Here is a 20,310-nt window from a genome sequence, read left to right on the forward strand (position 1 = left end):
TTACAAGACAACGCGTCTCGCCCGCCGGAATTCCGACGAACGAAACGGCGGTGTAATCTTACTGTATGATGAGCGATTCCCGATTGCTGAGAATGTAGTGTCCCCGCGGCAACTTGCCAAACAGCTCACTATACGGCACCTGTTTGAGAATGAGGATACCTACCGTATTGTAGACATCGACCAAGCGGTCGGGATCGGATTGCACATACTCCTCGGCGACAGAGCTGGTAACATTCTCCACCGAAAGCGTAATGATGGCTCCTACCTGGTTACCCGAAAAGCGAAACGGGAGCGTCCCCGTAACCGGCTCGTCAAAAGGAATCGTATGGGTCGCGGTGCCTCCTGCCGATTTCAACGGAAAGGCATATTGCGACGGAGGATAGGTAACCCCGTTCAACTCAGACAGGTAACCTGCGGCATCGTCATAATTGGTATAGGCTTCGACTTTGAAAGCCGTCACCTGCTTCCCCGTGGGAATATTTATTGTAAAATCGACATTTCTCGAATATTTGATAGCCGTGGCATTTCCCGTGGCATATCCTTTTCCCGAAGAGATGGAAAAACCGTTGTTGAACACCCAGTTTCCGGAGGCGTCATTCTCGGTATAGGTCGTCGAGGAAAAAACCACGTCATACGAGCCGACGATATTCTCCGAATCCTTAATCTCGCCCAGCAACTCGCCATCGGAGGTACAACCCTCCATAATATCGGCTACCAAGCCGTTGATATACAATTCGAGCATGGTATATCCCTCGACATCGGTATCGTTGCGGTCATCGGGATTGTTCGGGTCGAGGCCATGAGCCCGTTCCCAATCGTCGGGCATGCCGTCACCGTCGCTGTCAAGGGGCGCCGGGGTCGATTCCAACTCGGGCCAACCCGTAGTACCATCGGCATACTGACAGTCGTCTTGCGAGTCGATAATTCCCGGCAGATTGGAGCCACTGGTAAAGGTAGCTTTGTTCTCCCGCACATCGGCTACCATAATAGAGTCGTGGGCATCACGAGAGTAGCATGCACCTGCATATTGAAGCACTTTTTCATAGGCCACTTCGGCGGTATGAGTGGTCGTCGCATAAAATTTGAGCGGAGCGTCGAGGCGCATCGTGTCTTTGGTCACAGAAGTAAAGGTATTGTCGTTACCCGAGTTGGAGATTTGGGCATAAATACCTTTGGTCCAGTTGTCGGCCGTCACTTCGGCATTCCCCTCCATGACATTGCCGTCGACATAGAACTGTCCCCAATGGTGCAACATCGGATACCAACCGTTGTATGACCCATCGGGATTGGTGCAATATTCAAGGGTGCGAATGCCAATAGCGGCAATGCGATAAGTGACCGCCCCCCCTTTTTTGCGTGTGGCGGGACCGGGCTTATAATAGTTGTTGTAAATATTCACGTCCATGCCTTCACCTCCGTAGCAACCGTTACCGGCCCAGTTGTAAATGACATTGTTGCGCATGTCGAGCAATTCCTCCGTCTGCGTACCCGGGCGCGGGCCGAGGCGCGGTGTGCGGCTTTCGTGGTGGCACAACAGGTTGTGGTGATAGGAGGCTCCTTTGCCGCCCCAGTTTCCACCGTAGCCGTGGGCTCCCTTGCTATGGCCTGAATTGCGGAGGCTTTGCGAAATGATACACCACTGCACCGTGGCATTTTCATTACCATAAATCGAGCAGCACTCGTCGATGCTCCAACTGATGGAACAGTGGTCGACAATGATATTCGAACGATCCATTCCCCCCAAACCGTCACCTTCATGATTGGCCACGTTCTCATTTCCGAGGCGGAAACGGAGGAACCGGATAATAACGTTATTGGCACTGATGGTAAAGGGATAACCGGCTACACAGATACCGTCGCCGGGGGCCGTCTGTCCTGCCACGGTCACATTGCCTTGCGTAATGGCAAGAGGTGATTCCAAAAAGATTGTTCCTGAAACATCAAAAACAATGGTTCGAATTCCGGTTTGAGAAAGAGCCCAGCGCAGTGAACCTTCGCCACTGTCGTTCAAATTTGTCACATGGTACACGGCTCCACCGCGACCGCCGGTCACATATCGGCCATAGCCTTCGGCTCCGGGAAATGCCGGAAGATCCTCGGCTCTACCCATGGTCAAAGCCGAACAGAAACAGAGAATGAAGAGTAGCGTTTTTTTCATGGCATTCTTTTTATCGTGGCAAATTTCTTAATCCTCCATCAAAATCGAGAGGATTTTTTGCCCAAACAGGTGTACTTTTTCTCCTGACGGCTTCTATTGTATTCCCAAAGTGGCTTTTTTGCCTTAATAATAAGGGTGAAACAATCGCACACACAGCCTCCTTCAATAGGCAAATATAGCAAAAAATATTTTAAGATTGCTATTAATCCTATTTTTTTTGACAGCCCTCCACAGAAAATTCGCATCTTTTTTTTCAGCTCAATCGACAACACGCCCCGCCTTTTTCTGAAATGTCACAAAAAGGTGTGCTCATTTACCCCCACCACCCTTTTTCGGACAGGCGCAAAAACAAAAAACACACGGGCAGAATAGCGGAGGAGATGATGATTGCGCGCGCGGAATATCCGATGGACACAACCACCATCTCCTCCCCAGGGACAAAGAGGTCACAGACCGCAAGGCTATTCCTCTCGCAAATATGTCGAGGGCGATTTGCCGGTTATCTTCTTGAAGCTGCGACTAAAATATTTGGGGTCGGTATAGCCCACCTTATAGGCGACCTCGGCAACCGAGAAATTCCTGGTCTGCATGAGTTGTATGGCCCGTTTGATGCGTATCACTTGCAGGAAATTGATGGGCGAATAGCCGACAAGTGCCTTGATTTTCCTGAAAAAGACACTGCGGCTGAGAGCCATCTCGTGGGCCAAGTCGTCGACACTCAAATCGGGATTCTCGATATTGGCCTCGATATAAGCCATCAACTGTTGCATAAATTGCTCATCGGCCGGCATGATAGAGAGCTCGGTCGGTTGATAATCGACCTCTCCGGCCGATTTTTGCTCGATGCTCTCCATATATTTCTCCCGCATGATTTGCTGTTGTTGCAGAATCATCGCCACCCGGGCTTTGAGCAACTGCGTGCTGAACGGCTTGACCATATACTCCGATATGCCGCTGTTGGCGCCCCGTATGCGGTCATCGAGGGTATTCTTGGCCGTAAGCACGACAATGGGAATGTGGCATGTCGTAGGATTACCCTTGATGCGCCCGGCCAACTCAAAACCGTCGACCACGGGCATCATGAGGTCGGTAATCACCAAATCGGGCATATATTCGAGGGTCATCTGCCACCCCTCCTCGCCGTTGGCCGCCGTGTAAACGTTGTAACTGCGTGTAAGGCAGTTACGCAAGAAAGAGCGCAAATCGTTGTTATCCTCGACCACAAGCACCGAAAAACGGTCGTCGCCCTCGGGCTCTTCGGCCTCGTCCGACGGGGAAGCGTCATCAGACTCCATATCGTCGTTCATGAGGAACTCCGTGCGCTCATCGTCTTCGAGGTGGGATTTGCCGGTGGGGAAGGTCACCTCAAACGTGCTGCCTTTCCCCTCTTCGCTCCGCACGTCGATAGCTGCATGGTGCAAATCGACCAGCTGTTTCACCAACGAAAGTCCAATACCCGTCGATTGCAAGTAGATATTGTTCTGCAATATCGTATCGAAACGCTGGAACAGATTGGCGATTTTCGATGGCTGTATGCCCACGCCCTGGTCTTCAACGGCAATCGACACCCGGTTGTCGCCGCTGGTCACACGCACGACGATGGATTTGCCCTGCGGAGTGTACTTGAAGGCGTTGGATATGATGTTGATGAATATCTTCTCAAACTTATCGCGGTCGGCCCACACATAGACCTCACCCTCTCCCATTTCGAGACGGAAATCGATTCGGTTCATGCGCGCCATATTCTCAAAGTTTTCCATGATGGTCTCCAACGACTCCCTCACGTTGAGTTTTTCGACGAGAAGACGCATCTTCTCATTTTGTATCTTCCTGAAATCGAGTATTTGGTTGATCAAATTGAGCATGCGGTGCGCATTGGTCTGCACCACGGTGAGGTATTCCCGGTCTTCCTCGGGCAACTTTTCGTCGGCAAGCACCTCCGACAAGGGACCCTCGATAAGGGTAAGGGGCGTGCGCAACTCGTGCGAAATATCGGTAAAGAAGCGGAGTTTGGCCTCGGTGAGGCGGTGTTCGAGAGTCAGCTTATAGCGCAACTTATAGATGTGCAGATAGATAAACACGACGACAGCGACAAAAGCAACGGCCAGCAAAAGGTAGAGGGCCAGCGCCCAAGGGGTCTCGGAGAAGAGCGGCTCCCGGGTGATGGGCAACACGCGTTCGTTATCGACCCATTTGCCGCTGCGGTTGGTCGACTTCACACGCAAATAGAAGGTACCCGCCGGCAAATTCACATAATTGGCCGTCAGATTTTCCTGCGTTATCGTCCACTCGTCATCGACCCCCTGCAACTTGTAGGCATAACGCACCGGCAGGGTCGAAGAGAAATCGACCGCGGCAAAAGGCACCGAGAGCGTTCGCTCCTCGGGCTTCAACTGCACCGAATCGGCACCTTCCCCGAAGACAATGGCGGGCACATAGCGGTTGGCATCGAGTTTTTCGGGCGTAACGACATATACCCCCAGGCTGGTGGGCACGAGCAAACGGCCGCCATCGTCAATCAACGGTTTGTTTTCAGAAAGTGTGGCATAACGTGGCAACATATCGTAGCCCACGTTCTCGAAATTTTCCTTGCGTGGGTCAAAACGCATGAGTCCCCGCTCGGTCTGCACCCAAAGATAACCCGCACGGTCTTCGATGAGGTTAATGGCCACATCAGAATAGGCGCCATTGCGTTTCATATAAGGACGGAAGGGGATATGGTCCGACAACAGGTTCTTGGTCATCACCTTGTTCAGGCCACCCCCGAAAACCGCCAAATAAATATCTCCGCCACGGGTCACCTCAATACCCATTATATCATTGCTTCCCAAGCTGTTGGCATCATCTTTTTGTCGCTCGCTGTAATAAAAGATTATATCCTCGGGCGAAGAAAAATTCTCATCGAACGTATAAAACCCCCGGGTGGTACCGACCAAAATCACACTATCGGAGGTCTCCGCCAAGCAACGCACCTGCTCGGGTATATTTCGGGACTGTGAGCCCAAACGGTTGTCGGCATGCAAAAATGTCAACGTATCGGCAAGAGGATTCTCCACCAGGTTCAGCCCCGAATCGTAACAGGCCACCCAAAGACGCCCTTTGTAATCCTGCAAAATCGCATAGACGGCATCACCGCTTATGCCATACACGTCCCGGGCATCTTTCATGTAATGTCCGGTAATGTCATATTTTCCCGGCGAACGGTAGCGCAGGCGATAAAGTCCTTTACCTCGAGTGCCGAGCCACAAATTGTGCGCATGATCTTCATATATGGCATAAACCCCGACACCGAATGATACCGGCTGTCCTGCAATACGGCCGTCGGGAGCGAGGTAGCCAAGGCGCTTGTCGCCCTCCCATATCTCAACTTCGCCCTGCCGGGAAGCAACCCACATGCGGTCGCGCGAGTCGGAGAAAAGGCAACGTATCTCTTTTTTCATATAGCCGGGGTGCGGCTCCACCTCGCCGTTGCCAAATTGCAACTTATGCAACCCCACGTTACACCCTACCCACACATTTTTCTGGCGATCCTGGAAAATGGTCCGCACCGAGGGAGAAAGAAACCTGCCCACTTCATAAGGGCGCATCGTCAAATGGTCGAGGTCGACCCTGAACAAGCCGCTCTCCCGCATGAAAAAGAAAAGGTCGCCCTGCTTATTCTTGAAAAAACGCGGACTTGACACATCGGCCGAAGACCAATTTGGAGTCCTGTCGGGCAAAGCAATCGGGTCGACCCGTCGGGTCCTCATGTCGAGACGATAAAGTTTACGGTCATGCGTTATGAGACAGCAACGCGAATTGCCGCTGTTGTAACAATAAGAGACCCCTGCCCCGTTGGGAAGTTTTACCAGTTCTGTCCGGCAAGCATTCACATCCACGAAAACAACGCCGGCATCGGTCTGCATCAAAAGGGTCGAATCATTGATGGGAGACATGCGGTTGAGATTTTGAACCTCCTCGGGCATATCCTCGATAAACGACAATTCTCCTGTTTCGAGACGGTAAACGGCCAATTCCCCTCCGGGTGTTCCCAGCCAAATCGAGCCATGCCGTTCAATGCAACTTTTATACGAACGCTTGCTTTTGAAAGAAATATCTCCATTTACGATTACACCTTGATCGGTCAACAGCCACTCATTCCCCCGGGAATCAAGACGCACATCATATATGCGACGGCGTCCGGGACGCAAAGGTTCGAAAATCTCAATATTGTCAATGTTTTTGTCTTCGACGCGAAAGAGCGTACCATCTTCGTCGACAAGCCAGGTAAATCCATTTTTAAGCACCTCTATCTTATCGGCCAGGACACGACGGTTGAACTTGTCTTCCAACATCGAATGCACATCGACAAAACGCTGCGTTCCCGTGCGAAAAAGATAAAAACGATCCCTGCCTATGCACCAAATATCGTTTTCATTATTAATAACGATATTGTCGAAACGATTTTGAAGCAACGGTTCATGATTTCCGGGCATCGCCTTGTAGCAGGTAAATTTGTAACCGTCAAAACGGTTGAGGCCGTCCCAAGTAGCAATCCATAACACACCGTCATGGTCTTGGGCAAGAGAGGTCACACGACCCTGCGAAAGGCCGTCGTGCACCGTATACACCGACAAACGGCACTCATGAGATGCCTGTGCCGACACCCCCGCAGCCATCAACAAGAGAACAAACAGGGTAAAAAAGTGTTTCATCGTGGTATTATCTTTACTGAGAAATATTCGCATGGAAGCCAAAGGAAAGGAGGATACCTTCTCTGTCGGTCACACCCAGCCCGATCCTATGTCTTACAAATATAGCGATAATCCCCAAACAGATGACACGTTGCTGAAAAAATGCAAAAAAAGACACCTGTTTGACCAAAAATTCTCCCTTTCTCGCCCCAAAAACGAAAACAGGCTCTTCAAATTCCCGAATAATGCACTCATTTAGCAGAATAATACACTTCTTTGATTTTTTTTCTTATTTTATTTGCATAGTTCAAGTTGTATGAAGCTCCAAGACAAAAACAAGAGCCGGCAACAACGACACAGGCCATCTCGCGAATAACGGACAAGTGACGACAGGCAGAAAGGCACCAGACGCCCCGTCCACTGCCCTCGGAACTGGGCCGCCCGCCAAAAGGGCACGATGAGCGAGACCGGCATCTCTTGAAATTTTCTTTTCATGTATACTTTCGCGAAAAAGGCTACCCGAAGGCGTTTGGGAGCCTTTTTCATTTTTTCGGCGGGCACATTTCCATGACATGACCGACAAAACGAACCGCACAGGCCGACAATCTCAAATGTTTTTCCTATCTTTATGAGCATCAATCACACGCCATGAAAAGAAGTCTAAAAATCATCTTGGCCCTTGCGGCACTCCTTCTCGTCATCTACCTGTGCCTGCCCTACTACGCCCGCCAAGCCCTGCTGCACCTCTACCCCGACATCTATGACCTCGACCGCTTCGACAAACACATCGTGCACGCCCCCGACAGCAGCCGGGCATGGCCATCGACGGCCGACTACAACCACTACCGCCTCTCGACCACCGAAGCCGCCTACCTCGACACGATGGAGACCACGGCATTTCTGGTCTTCCAGCACGACAGCATTCTGTTTGAGAACTACCGCAACGACGGGTGCGACACCCTCACCTCGAACATCTTCTCCGCCACCAAAAGCATCGTAAGCCTCCTCACCGGCATAGCGTGCGGCGAAGGCCGCATAAAGAGCCTCGACGACCCCGTGGGCAAATATCTGCCCGCATATAACGAAGGGCGCCGAAAAGAAGTCACCCTGCGGAACCTGCTCACCATGAGTGCCTCGCTGAGCTGGGACGAGAGCTACACCTCGCTCTTCTCCATGACCACAAAAGGATATTACGGCGACGACCTCTACCGCCTGGTTACCGAACTCGACGTTACGGGACAACCGGGTCGGCAATACACCTACCGCAGCGGCGAGACGCAAGTCCTGGCCTTCGCCCTCGAAGCCGCCACCGGAAAAACGCTGAGCGACTACGCCGAAGAGAAATTGTGGCGGCCGCTCCAAGCCGAGCACGATGCCTATTGGCTGCTCGACCGAAAAGAGGGCAACGAAAAAGCCTTCTGCTGTTTCCACACCACCGCCCGCGACGCAGCCCGGTTCGGGCACCTGATGCTCAACGGAGGGAACTGGCACGGGCGGCAACTCGTCCCGCCCGACTACATGCGCGAAGCCATAACACCCGCCTCATACCTGCGCAACCAGTGGGACAACGGTCCTCTCGACTATTACGGATTTCAATTCTGGATTGTGGACATCGACGGAAAAAACTATCCTTACATGCGGGGAATGTATGGGCAGTACATCGTCGTGATACCCGAGCGGGAAGCCATCTTCGTGCGCATGGGGCACAAATCGACCGACGTCTATGTCGGGCCGCATCAAGAAGACCTGTTCCGATACTTCGCACTGGCCACGAAAATCCTCGATGCCCGGGAAGGATAGAGAGGGTGCTTTTCTTTCGTTTTCATACTTTTTCCAAACAAAGTCGGACGGAGAGAAACATTTTCCGTCCATAACAACTACTTTTGCAACCGAAAAAGAGAAGAACGACAGACATGCGCAAAATCATATCTTTGAGCGACGGAGTGGCAGGTGACATAAACCGCCGCTTTGCAACCCCCATAAACTTTGAGTTGCAAGAGGGGGAACACATAGCCGTCATCGGACTGAACGGAAGCGGAAAAAGCACACTCATACAGACCATTACAGGCCAACTTTTCCTGCGAAAAGGCAAGTTGGCTTTCGACTTCGGGCCCGATGCCCACACCTACAATTCCGAAAACATACGCTACGTCACCTTCAACGATGCCTACGGCACGGCAACGGCCGACTACTATTACCAGCAGCGCTGGAACTCGCAAGACAGCGACCAAGGCCCCTGCGTGAGAGAGGTTCTGAGTCGAGAGAAATGCGACAACCCGCAATGGAAAACGCACCTCTATACCCTGCTGGGCATCGAGGGCATGCTCGACAAACCCATCATCATGCTCTCGTCGGGTGAGTTGCGCAAAATGCACATCGCCCGCCTCCTGCTCTCTGCCCCCAAGGTTCTCATTCTCGAAAGTCCCTTCATCGGCCTCGACGCCCCGTCGCGCCAATTACTGGTAGACCTCCTGCAACGTCTCATCGAAGAGGCTTCGGTGCAGATAATCCTCGTGGTGACCGCCCCGCAAGACATACCCCCGTTCATCACCCACGTCTACGAAGTCGAGGCCATGGAGTGCCTTCCCAAACGCACCTTGCAGGAATACCGCACCCACGAAACACTCACTGCCCGCCGCGCCGAGATAAATAACCGCAACGTCGTATTGCCCACTCTCCCACCCGCCGAAGGGCAATCGTGCACGGCACAGGAAATCGTACGCTTCGAGAATGTCTCTATCCGTTACGGCAACCGCACCATTATCGACCGGCTCAGTTGGACTGTTAAAAACGGGGAAAAGTGGTCATTATCTGGACCTAACGGAGCGGGAAAATCGACATTGTTGAGCCTGGTCTGCGCCGACAATCCCCAAGCCTACTCGCAAAACATCACCCTCTTCGACCACAAGCGAGGGACCGGCGAAAGCATTTGGGACATCAAACGCCACATCGGCTACGTCTCGCCCGAGATACACCGCTCCTACCTCAAAGACATTCCCGCCGCCGAAATCGTGGCCTCGGGCTACTACGACACGATAGGTCTTTTCCGCCGGCTTTCCCCGGGACAGGTCGAGTCGTGCGCGGGCTGGTTGCAGACATTCGGCGTGGAAAGGCTGCGCGACCGTTCGTTTGTGAAACTCTCGTCGGGCGAACAACGCATGCTGCTTCTCGCCCGCGCCATGGTGAAAGACCCCGACCTGCTCATTCTCGACGAACCGCTCCACGGACTCGACATTCTCAATAAAGAACGGGCTCGCGCCATCATCGAAGCCTTTGCCGCACGACCGGGCAAAACCGTCATCTACGTCACGCACTACCCCGAGGAACTCCCGCGGTGCATCGACAAGACATTGATACTCAAAAGGAACGACTAATCGGAATCAAAACAAGGCTTTTTCTCCGGCGTTTTGCAAAAGCGAACGACAGGTCGCGACCAGCTCCGAAACAATTTCTCCGGCCGGCTGGATAGCGGAAAGCATCGAAGCGGCTTGCCCGATTTCCAGCTCCCCGGCCTGCAAGTCGCCCTCGAACATTCCTTTCTTGGCACGACCTTTCCCCAAGAGTACCCGCAACTCATCGGCCGAAGCGCCCCTCTTTTGAGCCTCATCTACGCTGTAAAAGAAATCGTTTTTAACCAATCTTGTAGGTGATAAACTTTTCAGTGTCAGCAATGTATCTCCTTCGGGCAGTCCCAAGCAACGTGTCTTGAAATCATCGTGGGCAGAGCTTTCGCAAGAGAGGGCAAAACGAGTGCCCACCTGCACACCTTCGGCACCCAACATCATCGCGGCCGCCATGGCCTCGCCCGAGGCAATCCCTCCCGCCGCCAGAAGAGGCAGCGAAACAGTTTTGCGCACAGCCGGGACCAGACACATCGTCGAAGTCTCCTCCCGGCCGTTATGGCCACCGGCCTCGAAGCCTTCGGCCACGACGGCATCGACACCGGCCTGCTCGCACTTCTTCGCAAAACGGGTAGACGACACGACATGCGCCACGAGAATACCGTGACGATGGAGAAAATCGGTATAAAGCGCCGGATTCCCGGCCGAAGTAAACACGATCTTTACCCCTTCGTCGACCAAAATCTGCATCAGCCGGTCCATTTCGGGATACATGAGCGGGACGTTCACGCCGAAGGGTAGGTCGGTTGCCGCCTTACATTTCACAATATGCTCGCGCAACGTGTCGGGGTGCATCGACCCCGCACCGAGCAATCCCAGGCCGCCGGCATTGCTCACCGCCGAAGCCAGGCGCCAGCCGCTGCACCACACCATGCCACCCTGCACGACAGGATAGCGAATGCCAAACAATTCACATACACGATTTGCCATAAGAAGATTTTTTATTCGGTCTGAAATTCTCTTCATCAAGAACAAGCGAGGGAGCCGGCGGGTTCTTGATGAGGGGGGGCGGTCGGGAGAGCCCGAATCACCGTCAGAAACCGCGCCGCAGCTTGTAACGCAAAGAACGGGTGCCCGGCGCCACACTGTCGACCCGGTACACGGCCATGCGCGAACCGGCGGGAATCATCGACACGACGGTATTTTCGGCGAGCGGCACCGCATGCACCAATGCCGGGAAACGCGTCAGGGCAACCTCGGGAGCGAGGAACAGGGTGGAATCATTCGCCTCGGCAAAAGCCGACACATCTCCTTCGAAATAGGCCGAGACAAAGCAAAAATAGGCATAATGATGACGCTGATACAACGTATCGGCCAGAGCATAACGGAACCAACTTTCCTCGGTCGGCTCATCGGCCGTCGCCGGCGGGGCGATGGGCACGTCCGTCGCCGAAGGCTGTTCGGTGGCGCGATGGCTCCGCCAAAAATAGAATCCCAATGCCACCACCAGCAGCAACAAGAATGACCACACGAGCGAACTTTTCTTCATAACTGAAAAAATTGTAGAGAAACAGAGGAAGTGTCTGTCTGGCATTGCTTTCACAACTGCGACGTCCTCCCGATGACAAATATAGCAAAAGATAAGAGTCGGGACAAAAAAGGGAAGCAAAGTTTTCGGGTTGGGGCATGCCGGGACATGCATTATATAAAAGAACAGAGGAAAACCCTTACACACGTCCGTCACGCCGGAACAGCCCCGGAACCCAAGAAAAAAAATGACGAGCAAACGGCTAAGCCTGTGGATTCCCCGTCGAGCGGGGAAAGGACATCGCAAAAAGAGCAAAAGAAACAAAAGCGGCTTGCCATGTGGCAAGCCGCTTTGTATCGGGAAGTGGGTGCTGAGGGATTCGAACCCCCGACCCTCTGCTTGTAAGGCAGATGCTCTGAACCAGCTGAGCTAAGCACCCGGATAATATCCCCGAAGGGATAGGGAAATATGGATATTTTTTGAAAGGAGTGGGTGCTGAGGGATTCGAACCCCCGACCCTCTGCTTGTAAGGCAGATGCTCTGAACCAGCTGAGCTAAGCACCCTTTCAAAAAAATATGATTTCAAAAAACTCGGTTTCTCTCTCGAAACGTGTTCCTCGGCCTTTACGACCCCGGAATCCTACACCCGCACCTCAGAAGTGGGTATCGGAGTGGGTGCTGAGGGATTCGAACCCCCGACCCTCTGCTTGTAAGGCAGATGCTCTGAACCAGCTGAGCTAAGCACCCGAAAGAGTTTTGCTTTTTTAAAGCGATGCAAAGGTACAAGAAATTTTCTTCTGACAAAACAAAATCGCTTTTTTTCTTCAAAAAACGATAAATCTTTGGGAGAAACGAGCAGATATTGTACCTTTGTTTTTCACAATCAAGCAAAAAACTCAAAAAACATGGAATTGTCTTCGCTTACAGCCGTCTCGCCTATCGACGGGCGCTATCACGGCAAAACCGCAGTTCTCTCGGAATACTTTTCGGAATTTGCGCTCATTCGCTACCGGGTGCGCGTCGAAATCGAATATTTCATCGCCTTGTGCGAACTTCCGCTTCCGCAGCTCCAATCATTGAGCCACGACCGTTTCGACGCCCTCCGCGCCATATATAAGGATTTCACGCCGGCCGACGCCGCCCGTGTGAAAGAAATCGAGAGCGTGACCAACCACGACGTGAAAGCCGTCGAATACTTCATCAAAGAAAAATTCGACGCACTGGGCGGCCTCGAAGCCTACAAGGAGTTTATCCACTTCGGGCTCACCTCGCAAGACATCAACAACACCTCGGTACCCCTCTCCATCAAAGAGGCACTCGACCAGGTCTACTACCCGATGCTCGACGAGCTCATCGCCCAATGCCGCGCATACGCCGAAGCGTGGAAAGAGATTCCCATGCTGGCCAAGACCCACGGACAACCGGCATCACCCACCCGCCTGGGCAAAGAGATGATGGTTTTCGTCTACCGGCTCGAACAGCAGGTCAAACTGCTGAAAGCCACCCCCATCAGCGGTAAATTCGGCGGCGCCACGGGCAACTTCAACGCCCACCGCTTTGCCTATCCCGGCTACGACTGGCCCGCTTTTGCCAAGACATTCCTCTCGGAAAAACTGGGCATCGAACGGGAAATGTGGACCACCCAAATCTCGAACTACGACAATCTGGCCGCCCTCTTCGACGGACTGCGCCGCATCAACACGATTCTCATCGACCTCGACCGCGACTTCTGGCAATACATCTCGATGGAATACTTCAAACAAAAAATCAAAGCCGGAGAGGTAGGGTCGAGCGCCATGCCCCACAAGGTCAACCCCATCGACTTTGAAAATTCCGAAGGCAACCTCGGCCTTGCCAACGCCATTCTCGAACACCTGGCCACGAAACTGCCCGTCTCCCGGCTGCAACGCGACTTGACCGACTCGACCGTGCTGCGCAACGTCGGCGTGCCCATGGGCCATATCCTCATCGCCTTCCAAAGCACCATGAAAGGTCTCGGCAAACTCTTGCTCAACGAGAATGCCATCTACAACGACCTCGACAAGATGTGGAACGTCTGCGCCGAAGGCATACAGACGATTCTCCGCCGCGAAGGTTATCCCAAACCCTACGAAGCCCTGAAAGCCCTGACCCGCACCAACAACGTGGTCGACGAGAAAGCCATTCACGATTTCATCGAGACACTCAATGTGAGCGAAGCCGTGAAAGAAGAGTTGCGCGCCATTACCCCGCACAACTACACGGGCTTTTAACCCTCCGACGAACCGTTTCAGAAAAACAGCAGGGAGTCTCCTTCCTGCTGTTTTTTGTCACCTCACAGCTCCGACACCCCGCCCAGTCATGAAAGATGAGCGCTCCCCGCAGCACAAAAAAAGCGCCGCCCCGCGATAAATTGCGGGGCGGCGCTCAATATTATAAAAGGGTGTTCATTCTCACTTCGTCACGGTAGAGACAATCTCGTCAACCGCAACAGGTATGCCTTCGGCATTCTTGCCACCGGCTTGTGCGAAATAGGGTTGGCCTCCACCGCCGCCCTGTATGTGCTTGGCCGCATTGCGCACCAGCTGCGAGGCATTGAATCCCGCCTCAACAAGATCATCGCTCAGCGCCACGGTAAGAAGCGGCTTGTTGGCCACATCGACCGTACCGGCGACAAAGAGCATACGCTCCATCTTTTCGGCACGAATCTGGAAAGCGAGGTTCTTCACCACTTCGGCCTCCATGGCCACCTTCAAGGCAATCACATGAATACCATTTTCGAGATGAGCCTCACGCAACAGGCGATCCTTGATTTCGGCAACGCGTTTACGGGCAAATTCTTCGGCATGTTTCTTCAACTCACTGTTTTCATCGACGGTGCGACGAATGGCCGAAATGATGTCGGGCACGTTGTTGAACATGTTGCGCACCAGCTCCATGATGTCAATGACCGACTCAAAATGCTTCTCCGAACCTTCGGCTGTTATGGCCTCGATACGTCGAATGCCCGCAGCCGTAGAACTCTCCGACAGGATATGTATCATACCGATTTGTCCCGTATTGGCCACATGGGTACCTCCACAAAGTTCTATCGACGAGCCGTAACGTATGACGCGTACCTCTTCGCCATATTTCTCTCCGAAGAGAGCCATGGCCCCCATGGCCTTGGCCTCGGCAAGGGGCATCGAACGATGCTCGTCAAGGGGCAAGCAGGCCCGCACTTTCTGGTTGGCGCGGCGCTCAACCTCGCGCAGCTCCTCTTTGGTCAGTTTCTGGAAGTGGGAGAAATCAAAGCGCAGCGACTGGGGCGAGACATAAGAACCTTTCTGCTCGACATGCGAACCCAGCACCTCCCGCAAAGCCTCATGCAGGAGGTGGGTTGCGGTGTGATTGCATGCCGTCGCCAAACGGTTGGCCGCATTGACCTCGGCATGGAATGCAGCCGACACCTCGGAGGGAAGTTGTTCCACGATGTGCACGGCCAGGTTGTTCTCGCGTTTGGTCGTCACGACGGCAACCTTCTCCCCGCTCTCGGAGGTAAGGGTTCCCGTATCGCCCACCTGTCCGCCCATCTCGGCATAGAACGGGGTCACCGAAAGTACCAGTTGGTAGTAGTCCTTGTTTTTCTGACGGATTTTGCGGTAACGCAAAATTTCGGTATCGCAAGAGAGAAGGTCATATCCCACAAACTGAGGTTCCCCTTCGCGCAGGACGACCCAGTCACCGGTCTCCACGGAGGCGGCGTTGCGGGCACGCTCTTTCTGTTCCTGCATGCGCACGTTGAAGCCGTCGATGTCGACGGTGAGATGGTTTTCTTTGAGAATCAATTCGGTCAGGTCGAGCGGGAAGCCATAGGTGTCATAAAGCACAAAGGCATCGTCACCGCTAACACACTCCTTTCCCGCAGCCCGGACATCGGCCATCACCTTGTCGAGCAAACGCATGCCGGTGGCCAGCGTGCGGAGGAAAGCCTCTTCTTCTTCCTTGATAACTTTCTCTATCAAGTTCTTTTGGGCCACAAGCTCGGGATAGGCGTCGCCCATCGTGTCGATGAGCGTGGGCAACAACTTATAGATAAACGGCTGTTGGAATCCGAGGAAGGTATAGCCGTAGCGCACGGCACGACGCAAGATGCGGCGTATCACATAACCGGCCTTGGCATTGGAGGGCAACTGCCCGTCGGTGATGGAGAAGGAGATGGTGCGCACATGGTCGGCAATGACACGCATGGCAACATCGCAATGGGCATCGTCGCCGTAGTTGCGGCCGGCCAAACGGCCGATGGCCTGAATCAGGGGTTGGAACACGTCGGTATCGTAGTTCGACGTTTTTCCCTGCAAGGCCATGCAGAGCCGCTCAAAGCCCATGCCGGTATCGATGACCTTGGCGGGCAGCGGTTCGAGTGAGCCGTCGGCCTTGCGGTTGTATTGCATAAAGACGAGGTTCCAGATTTCGATGACCTGCGGGTGGCTCTGGTTGACGAGCGTAAGGCCGTCGACGGCAGCGCGTTCGGCATCGCTGCGCAGGTCGATGTGTATCTCCGAGCAAGGGCCGCAGGGTCCCGTATCGCCCATCTCCCAGAAATTGTCATGACGGTTACCGTTGATGATATGCGAGACGGGGAGATGCTTTTCCCAATACGACGCCGCTTCGTTGTCGCGTTCGAGACCTTCGGGGGCATAGCCTTCAAAGACGGTGGCATAGAGGCGGCCGGCATCGATTTTCAGCACGTCGACGAGATATTCCCAGGCCCAGTCGATGGCCTCCTTCTTGAAGTAGTCGCCAAACGACCAGTTCCCCAACATCTCAAACATGGTGTGGTGGTAGGTGTCCAACCCCACCTCTTCGAGGTCGTTGTGCTTGCCACTCACGCGCAAGCACTTCTGGGAGTCGGCCACGCGGTGATATTTGGCCGGGACATTGCCCAATATGATGTCTTTGAACTGGTTCATGCCCGCATTGGTAAACATCAATGTGGGGTCGTCCTTGATCACCATCGGGGCCGAGGGCACAATCTGATGGTGTTTCGATGCGAAAAAGTCCTTGAAGGACTCTCGAATTTCCTTAGCAGTAAGCATATCGTTCGTTATTAAATATTCAAAAGAAAAGAGGTTTTTACCTTTTGCGCTTGCAAAAATAGCCCAAAAATATTATTTTTGCGGACATTGCAGGCAAAAAATCGCGGTTTCATCTGTTTTTGCGACATCGGAAGCGGATAACCGGCAAAGAATGGCACGGCACCTGTTTATGGCGAGGAAAGTTTTCTATAAATATAACCCCAGCACGCTCTCTTACGAACGCATCTACCCCTCGTTGGGCGCTCGCATTTGGTCGGTATGCAAATACCTGCTGGCAAGCCTGCTTTTCGGGGTGGGCATCTTCCTGCTCTTTTACCATTTCTTCGAATCCCCGCGCGAGAAAAAGCTGCGTGCCGACAACGAGCAGATGGCCACCCAATACCGCATTCTTTCCCACCGGCTCGACGAAGCCCTGGAAGTGATGAGCGACGTGCAACAGCGCGACGACAACCTCTACCGCATCGTGATGCAGGCCAACCCCATCGGCAGTGAAGCCCGCAATGCCGGCATCGACAACGACTCGCACTACCGCGAGTTGCAAAGCCTCCCCAATGCCGACCTCATCATCTCATCGACCAAGAAACTCGACCTTTTGCGCCGGCAACTCTATGTGCAGAGCACCTCATTCAATGAGGTGATGGAGATGGTCAAGAAAAACGACGACCGCATCAGCCGCATGCCGGCCATACAACCCATCTCCAACAAAGATCTGAAACGCACGGCCTCGGGCTATGGCTGGCGCATCGACCCCATCTACCACACCCGCAAATTCCATGCCGGCATGGATTTCTCGGCCAACACCGGAACCCCGGTCTACTCGACCGCCAACGGCACGGTCGTCTTCACTGGCTGGAAACAAGGCTACGGCAACACCGTCATCATCGACCACGGATATAACTACCGCACCCTCTACGGACACCTGAGCAAAATCGACACCCGAAAAGGGAAAAAGGTCGTCCGCGGAGAGGTCATCGCCAAAGTGGGCAGCACCGGGAAATCGACCGGCCCGCACCTGCACTATGAGGTCATTTACAAAGGGAAGCACCAGAATCCCATCAATTATTACTTCTTCGACCTCTCGCCCGAAGACTACGACCTCATGATACAAATCGCCGAAAACAGCGGTCTGGTAATGGATTAATGAGCGACACGGCATCATGGCAAAGCAAGAGCTTCCCCCGAAAATGTTCTATTCCATCACCGAAGTGGCACAACACTACGGCATCAACGAGTCGACCTTGCGCTTTTGGGAAAAAGAGTTCGACATCATTGCGCCCAAGCGGTCGGACAATCAACGGAAAATACGCTCATACACGCCGCAAGACGTGCACAATATCGGGCTGATTTACCACCTGCTCAAAGAGCAACGGCTCACCCTGAGCGGCGCCAAGGAACGATTGAAAAGAAAAAACGGAGAGACTCAAATGCGCTATGAGGTACTCTCGCGGTTACAAGCCATTCGTGCCGAACTGGTGGCCATTCGCCGGGAACTCGACCAGCCGCGCGTCACCGACAGGGCTTCCTCGGCGACGCCCTCGGGAGACACCCCTCCCGACGCTCCGCAACCCGGCAGCAAGCCCGAAGGAGAGGCCACCCTTTTCGACGAATAACCGGTGCCCCCGGAAATCAACGCCGGCCATTCCCCACAAGCCATCTCGGCAACCATTTGGAGACCCAAGGCACTATATAATGCCCCAGCCACACGCCGAGAACGACCCCAAAAATATCGGCAACCCAGTCCCACCAATCGCCCGAGCGGTAGGTGGTGCAATACATCTGCAACAACTCGACCACGCCTCCAAACAAAGCGAAAGCCAATGCCCCCACCAACGACCTGCGCTTCAACGCAACGACTTGCAAGCCTTGCCGCCAAAGGTCGAAATAAAACGCCAACATCACACCGAAATACATGAGCCCGTGCACGATCTTATCGGCATAAGGAATCTTCGGCATATCGGCATCGGGCGTTGTCTTGGCCAGGGAGAGATACAGAATGGCGGCAATGACCAAGAGAGTAAAAAGATATTTTTTCAACAAAAGTTTCAAATGCATTGTTTCAAGATTCAGGTGTCGCGACAAAGATACGATTTTCAAGACAAAAAGAAATAGCGAAGAAGATAAATAACAAATGATAGTTTTTTCCTGAAAAGATATTACATTTGTAATTATTTTTCAAACGACAACAAACAAAACCTAAGCAAATCATGGGACAGAGAGCTTCATTCAGCACAAAATTGGGCGTCATTGCCGCCACGGCCGGTTCGTCGATAGGGCTGGGGAACATTTGGCGGTTTCCCTACGAAACGGGGCAAAACGGCGGTGCCGCATTCATACTCATCTACATCATCTGCGTGCTGGTACTGGCCATGCCCGTGATGATTGCCGAGTTTGTCATCGGGCGGGGTTCGCGCACCAATGCCTCCCATGCCTTCAAGAAGCTGGCTCCCGGTTCGTGGTGGAAAATCATCGGCTACATCTGCATTTCGGCGCCGGTCATCATCGTCGGGTTCTACTTCGTCATTTCGGGGTGGACGCTCGAATATGTCATACAGTCGCTCACCCCGGGAGGCATGGTAACCCAGTCGGCCGAAGCCTATGCCGATGAGTTCAACCAGTTTATCTCCTCGCCGCTCAAACCGCTCGTATGGGTCATTCTCTTCATTCTCATCAACCATTTCATTCTCATGCGCGGCGTAAACAGCGGCATCGAAAAAGCGGCCAACATACTCATGCCCCTGCTTTTCCTCATACTCATCATCTTTTGCATACGTTCGATATTCCTGCCGGGATTCTCCGAAGGCATGCGCTTCCTGTTCATGCCCGATTTCTCCAAAATCACCCCCAATGTCGTGTTACGGGCCATGGGGCAAGCCTTCTTCTCGATGAGCGTGGGCATGGGCATACTCATCACCTACGCCTCGTACTATTCCAAGGAGACCCGCCTGGCACGCGTGGCCGGGACGGTGGCCACGTTCGACACGCTGGTGGCCATACTCGCCGGCATCATCATCTTCCCCACGGTATTCACGTTCGGCATCAGTTCCTCGCAAGGTCCCGAGCTCATATTCATCACCCTGCCCAACCTCTTCGCTCAAATGCAACTGGGCTGGCTGTGGTCGTCGCTCTTCTTCGTTCTCGTATCGCTGGCCGCACTCACATCGACCATCTCCCTGAGCGAAGTGTCGATTGCCTTCCTGCAAGACGCCCGGGGCTATTCGCGCCATAAGGCGACAGCCATCATGACGGGCATCTACATCATACTGGCCAGTCTTTGTTCACTCTCGTTCGGCGTGCTCAACGACATTCGGCTCTTCGGTCTCACGATATTCGACTTCTGCGACTTCCTCTCGTCGAACATTCTCCTACCGGCCGGCGGACTCTTCATCTCGATATTCGTAGGGTGGAAAATCGACCAAAAGTTTGTGATACGCGAGCTCTACAACGGCAGTGAAAAAGCCCGCTGGTACCACATGCCCCTGCTTTTCTGCCTGCGGTTTGTGGCACCGGTGTCGATATTTCTCATCTTCCTCTCGGGGCTGCATGTGCTCTGACC

At 53.4% G+C, this 20,310-nt stretch carries 13 protein-coding genes and 3 tRNA genes; 7 read left to right on the forward strand and 9 right to left on the reverse strand.

Annotated elements, in window-relative coordinates; translation table 11 throughout:
* Positions 1–58: 58 nt before the first annotated feature.
* Positions 59–2,158 (reverse strand): pectate lyase, encoded by a 2,100-nt coding sequence (locus IAD09_02425; GenBank protein HIT81087.1) that lies wholly within the window; start codon positions 2,156–2,158, stop codon positions 59–61.
* Positions 2,159–2,619: 461 nt separating this feature from the next.
* Positions 2,620–6,852: a response regulator gene (locus tag IAD09_02430; GenBank protein ID HIT81088.1), complete on the reverse strand. Its 4,233-nt coding sequence runs from the start codon at positions 6,850–6,852 to the stop codon at positions 2,620–2,622.
* Between the two features lie 31 nt (positions 6,853–6,883).
* Here IAD09_02430 and IAD09_02435 point away from each other — a divergent pair, with 31 nt between their 5' ends.
* From IAD09_02435 to IAD09_02445, 3 genes are all read left to right on the forward strand, one after another.
* A complete protein-coding gene (locus IAD09_02435; protein HIT81089.1) occupies positions 6,884–7,090 on the forward strand; it encodes a hypothetical protein in 207 nt (68 codons plus the stop codon).
* A gap of 389 nt (positions 7,091–7,479) precedes the next feature.
* Positions 7,480–8,631 carry a serine hydrolase gene (locus IAD09_02440; GenBank protein HIT81090.1) on the forward strand — a complete coding sequence of 384 codons (1,152 nt, stop codon included), beginning with the start codon at positions 7,480–7,482 and terminating at the stop codon, positions 8,629–8,631.
* 113 nt (positions 8,632–8,744) lie between these two features.
* Complete coding sequence (locus IAD09_02445) at positions 8,745–10,205, forward strand: ATP-binding cassette domain-containing protein (GenBank protein ID HIT81091.1); 1,461 nt, start codon at positions 8,745–8,747, stop codon at positions 10,203–10,205.
* 6 nt (positions 10,206–10,211) lie between these two features.
* On the opposite strand, the gene IAD09_02450 is transcribed toward IAD09_02445, so the two are convergent.
* The 5 genes from IAD09_02450 to IAD09_02470 form a co-directional block, all read right to left on the reverse strand.
* The gene (locus IAD09_02450) at positions 10,212–11,162 is read right to left on the reverse strand and encodes a nitronate monooxygenase (GenBank protein ID HIT81092.1); all 951 of its coding nucleotides are present in this window, start codon (positions 11,160–11,162) and stop codon (positions 10,212–10,214) included.
* A gap of 103 nt (positions 11,163–11,265) precedes the next feature.
* Complete coding sequence (locus tag IAD09_02455) at positions 11,266–11,721, reverse strand: hypothetical protein (GenBank protein ID HIT81093.1); 456 nt, start codon at positions 11,719–11,721, stop codon at positions 11,266–11,268.
* A gap of 343 nt (positions 11,722–12,064) precedes the next feature.
* Positions 12,065–12,139: transfer RNA gene (locus tag IAD09_02460), tRNA-Val, on the reverse strand.
* A gap of 50 nt (positions 12,140–12,189) precedes the next feature.
* Positions 12,190–12,264 (reverse strand) — tRNA-Val (locus IAD09_02465).
* A gap of 108 nt (positions 12,265–12,372) precedes the next feature.
* Positions 12,373–12,447 (reverse strand) — tRNA-Val (locus tag IAD09_02470).
* Between the two features lie 158 nt (positions 12,448–12,605).
* Between IAD09_02470 and purB the strand changes: the two genes are divergently transcribed.
* Positions 12,606–13,952, forward strand: a complete 1,347-nt coding sequence (gene purB / locus IAD09_02475) for an adenylosuccinate lyase (GenBank protein ID HIT81094.1) — start codon at positions 12,606–12,608, stop codon at positions 13,950–13,952.
* A gap of 180 nt (positions 13,953–14,132) precedes the next feature.
* On the opposite strand, the gene alaS is transcribed toward purB, so the two are convergent.
* The gene (gene alaS / locus IAD09_02480) at positions 14,133–16,757 is read right to left on the reverse strand and encodes an alanine--tRNA ligase (GenBank protein HIT81095.1); all 2,625 of its coding nucleotides are present in this window, start codon (positions 16,755–16,757) and stop codon (positions 14,133–14,135) included.
* Positions 16,758–16,926: 169 nt separating this feature from the next.
* On the opposite strand from alaS, the gene IAD09_02485 reads away from it, so the two are divergent.
* Together IAD09_02485 and IAD09_02490 are read left to right on the forward strand one after the other, a co-directional pair.
* Positions 16,927–17,898, forward strand: a complete 972-nt coding sequence (locus IAD09_02485) for a M23 family metallopeptidase (protein ID HIT81096.1) — start codon at positions 16,927–16,929, stop codon at positions 17,896–17,898.
* Between the two features lie 16 nt (positions 17,899–17,914).
* On the forward strand, positions 17,915–18,367 hold the full coding sequence (locus IAD09_02490) for a MerR family transcriptional regulator (GenBank protein HIT81097.1): 453 nt from the start codon (positions 17,915–17,917) through the stop codon (positions 18,365–18,367).
* 16 nt (positions 18,368–18,383) lie between these two features.
* Here the strand turns inward: IAD09_02490 and IAD09_02495 are convergent, their stop codons facing one another.
* Complete coding sequence (locus IAD09_02495) at positions 18,384–18,809, reverse strand: VanZ family protein (GenBank protein HIT81098.1); 426 nt, start codon at positions 18,807–18,809, stop codon at positions 18,384–18,386.
* Between the two features lie 152 nt (positions 18,810–18,961).
* Here IAD09_02495 and IAD09_02500 point away from each other — a divergent pair, with 152 nt between their 5' ends.
* The gene (locus tag IAD09_02500) at positions 18,962–20,308 is read left to right on the forward strand and encodes a sodium-dependent transporter (GenBank protein HIT81099.1); all 1,347 of its coding nucleotides are present in this window, start codon (positions 18,962–18,964) and stop codon (positions 20,306–20,308) included.
* Positions 20,309–20,310: the final 2 nt, after the last annotated feature.

The organism is Candidatus Caccoplasma merdavium, assembly GCA_018715595.1.
Classification (GTDB): Bacteria; Bacteroidota; Bacteroidia; order Bacteroidales; family UBA11471; genus Caccoplasma; species Caccoplasma merdavium.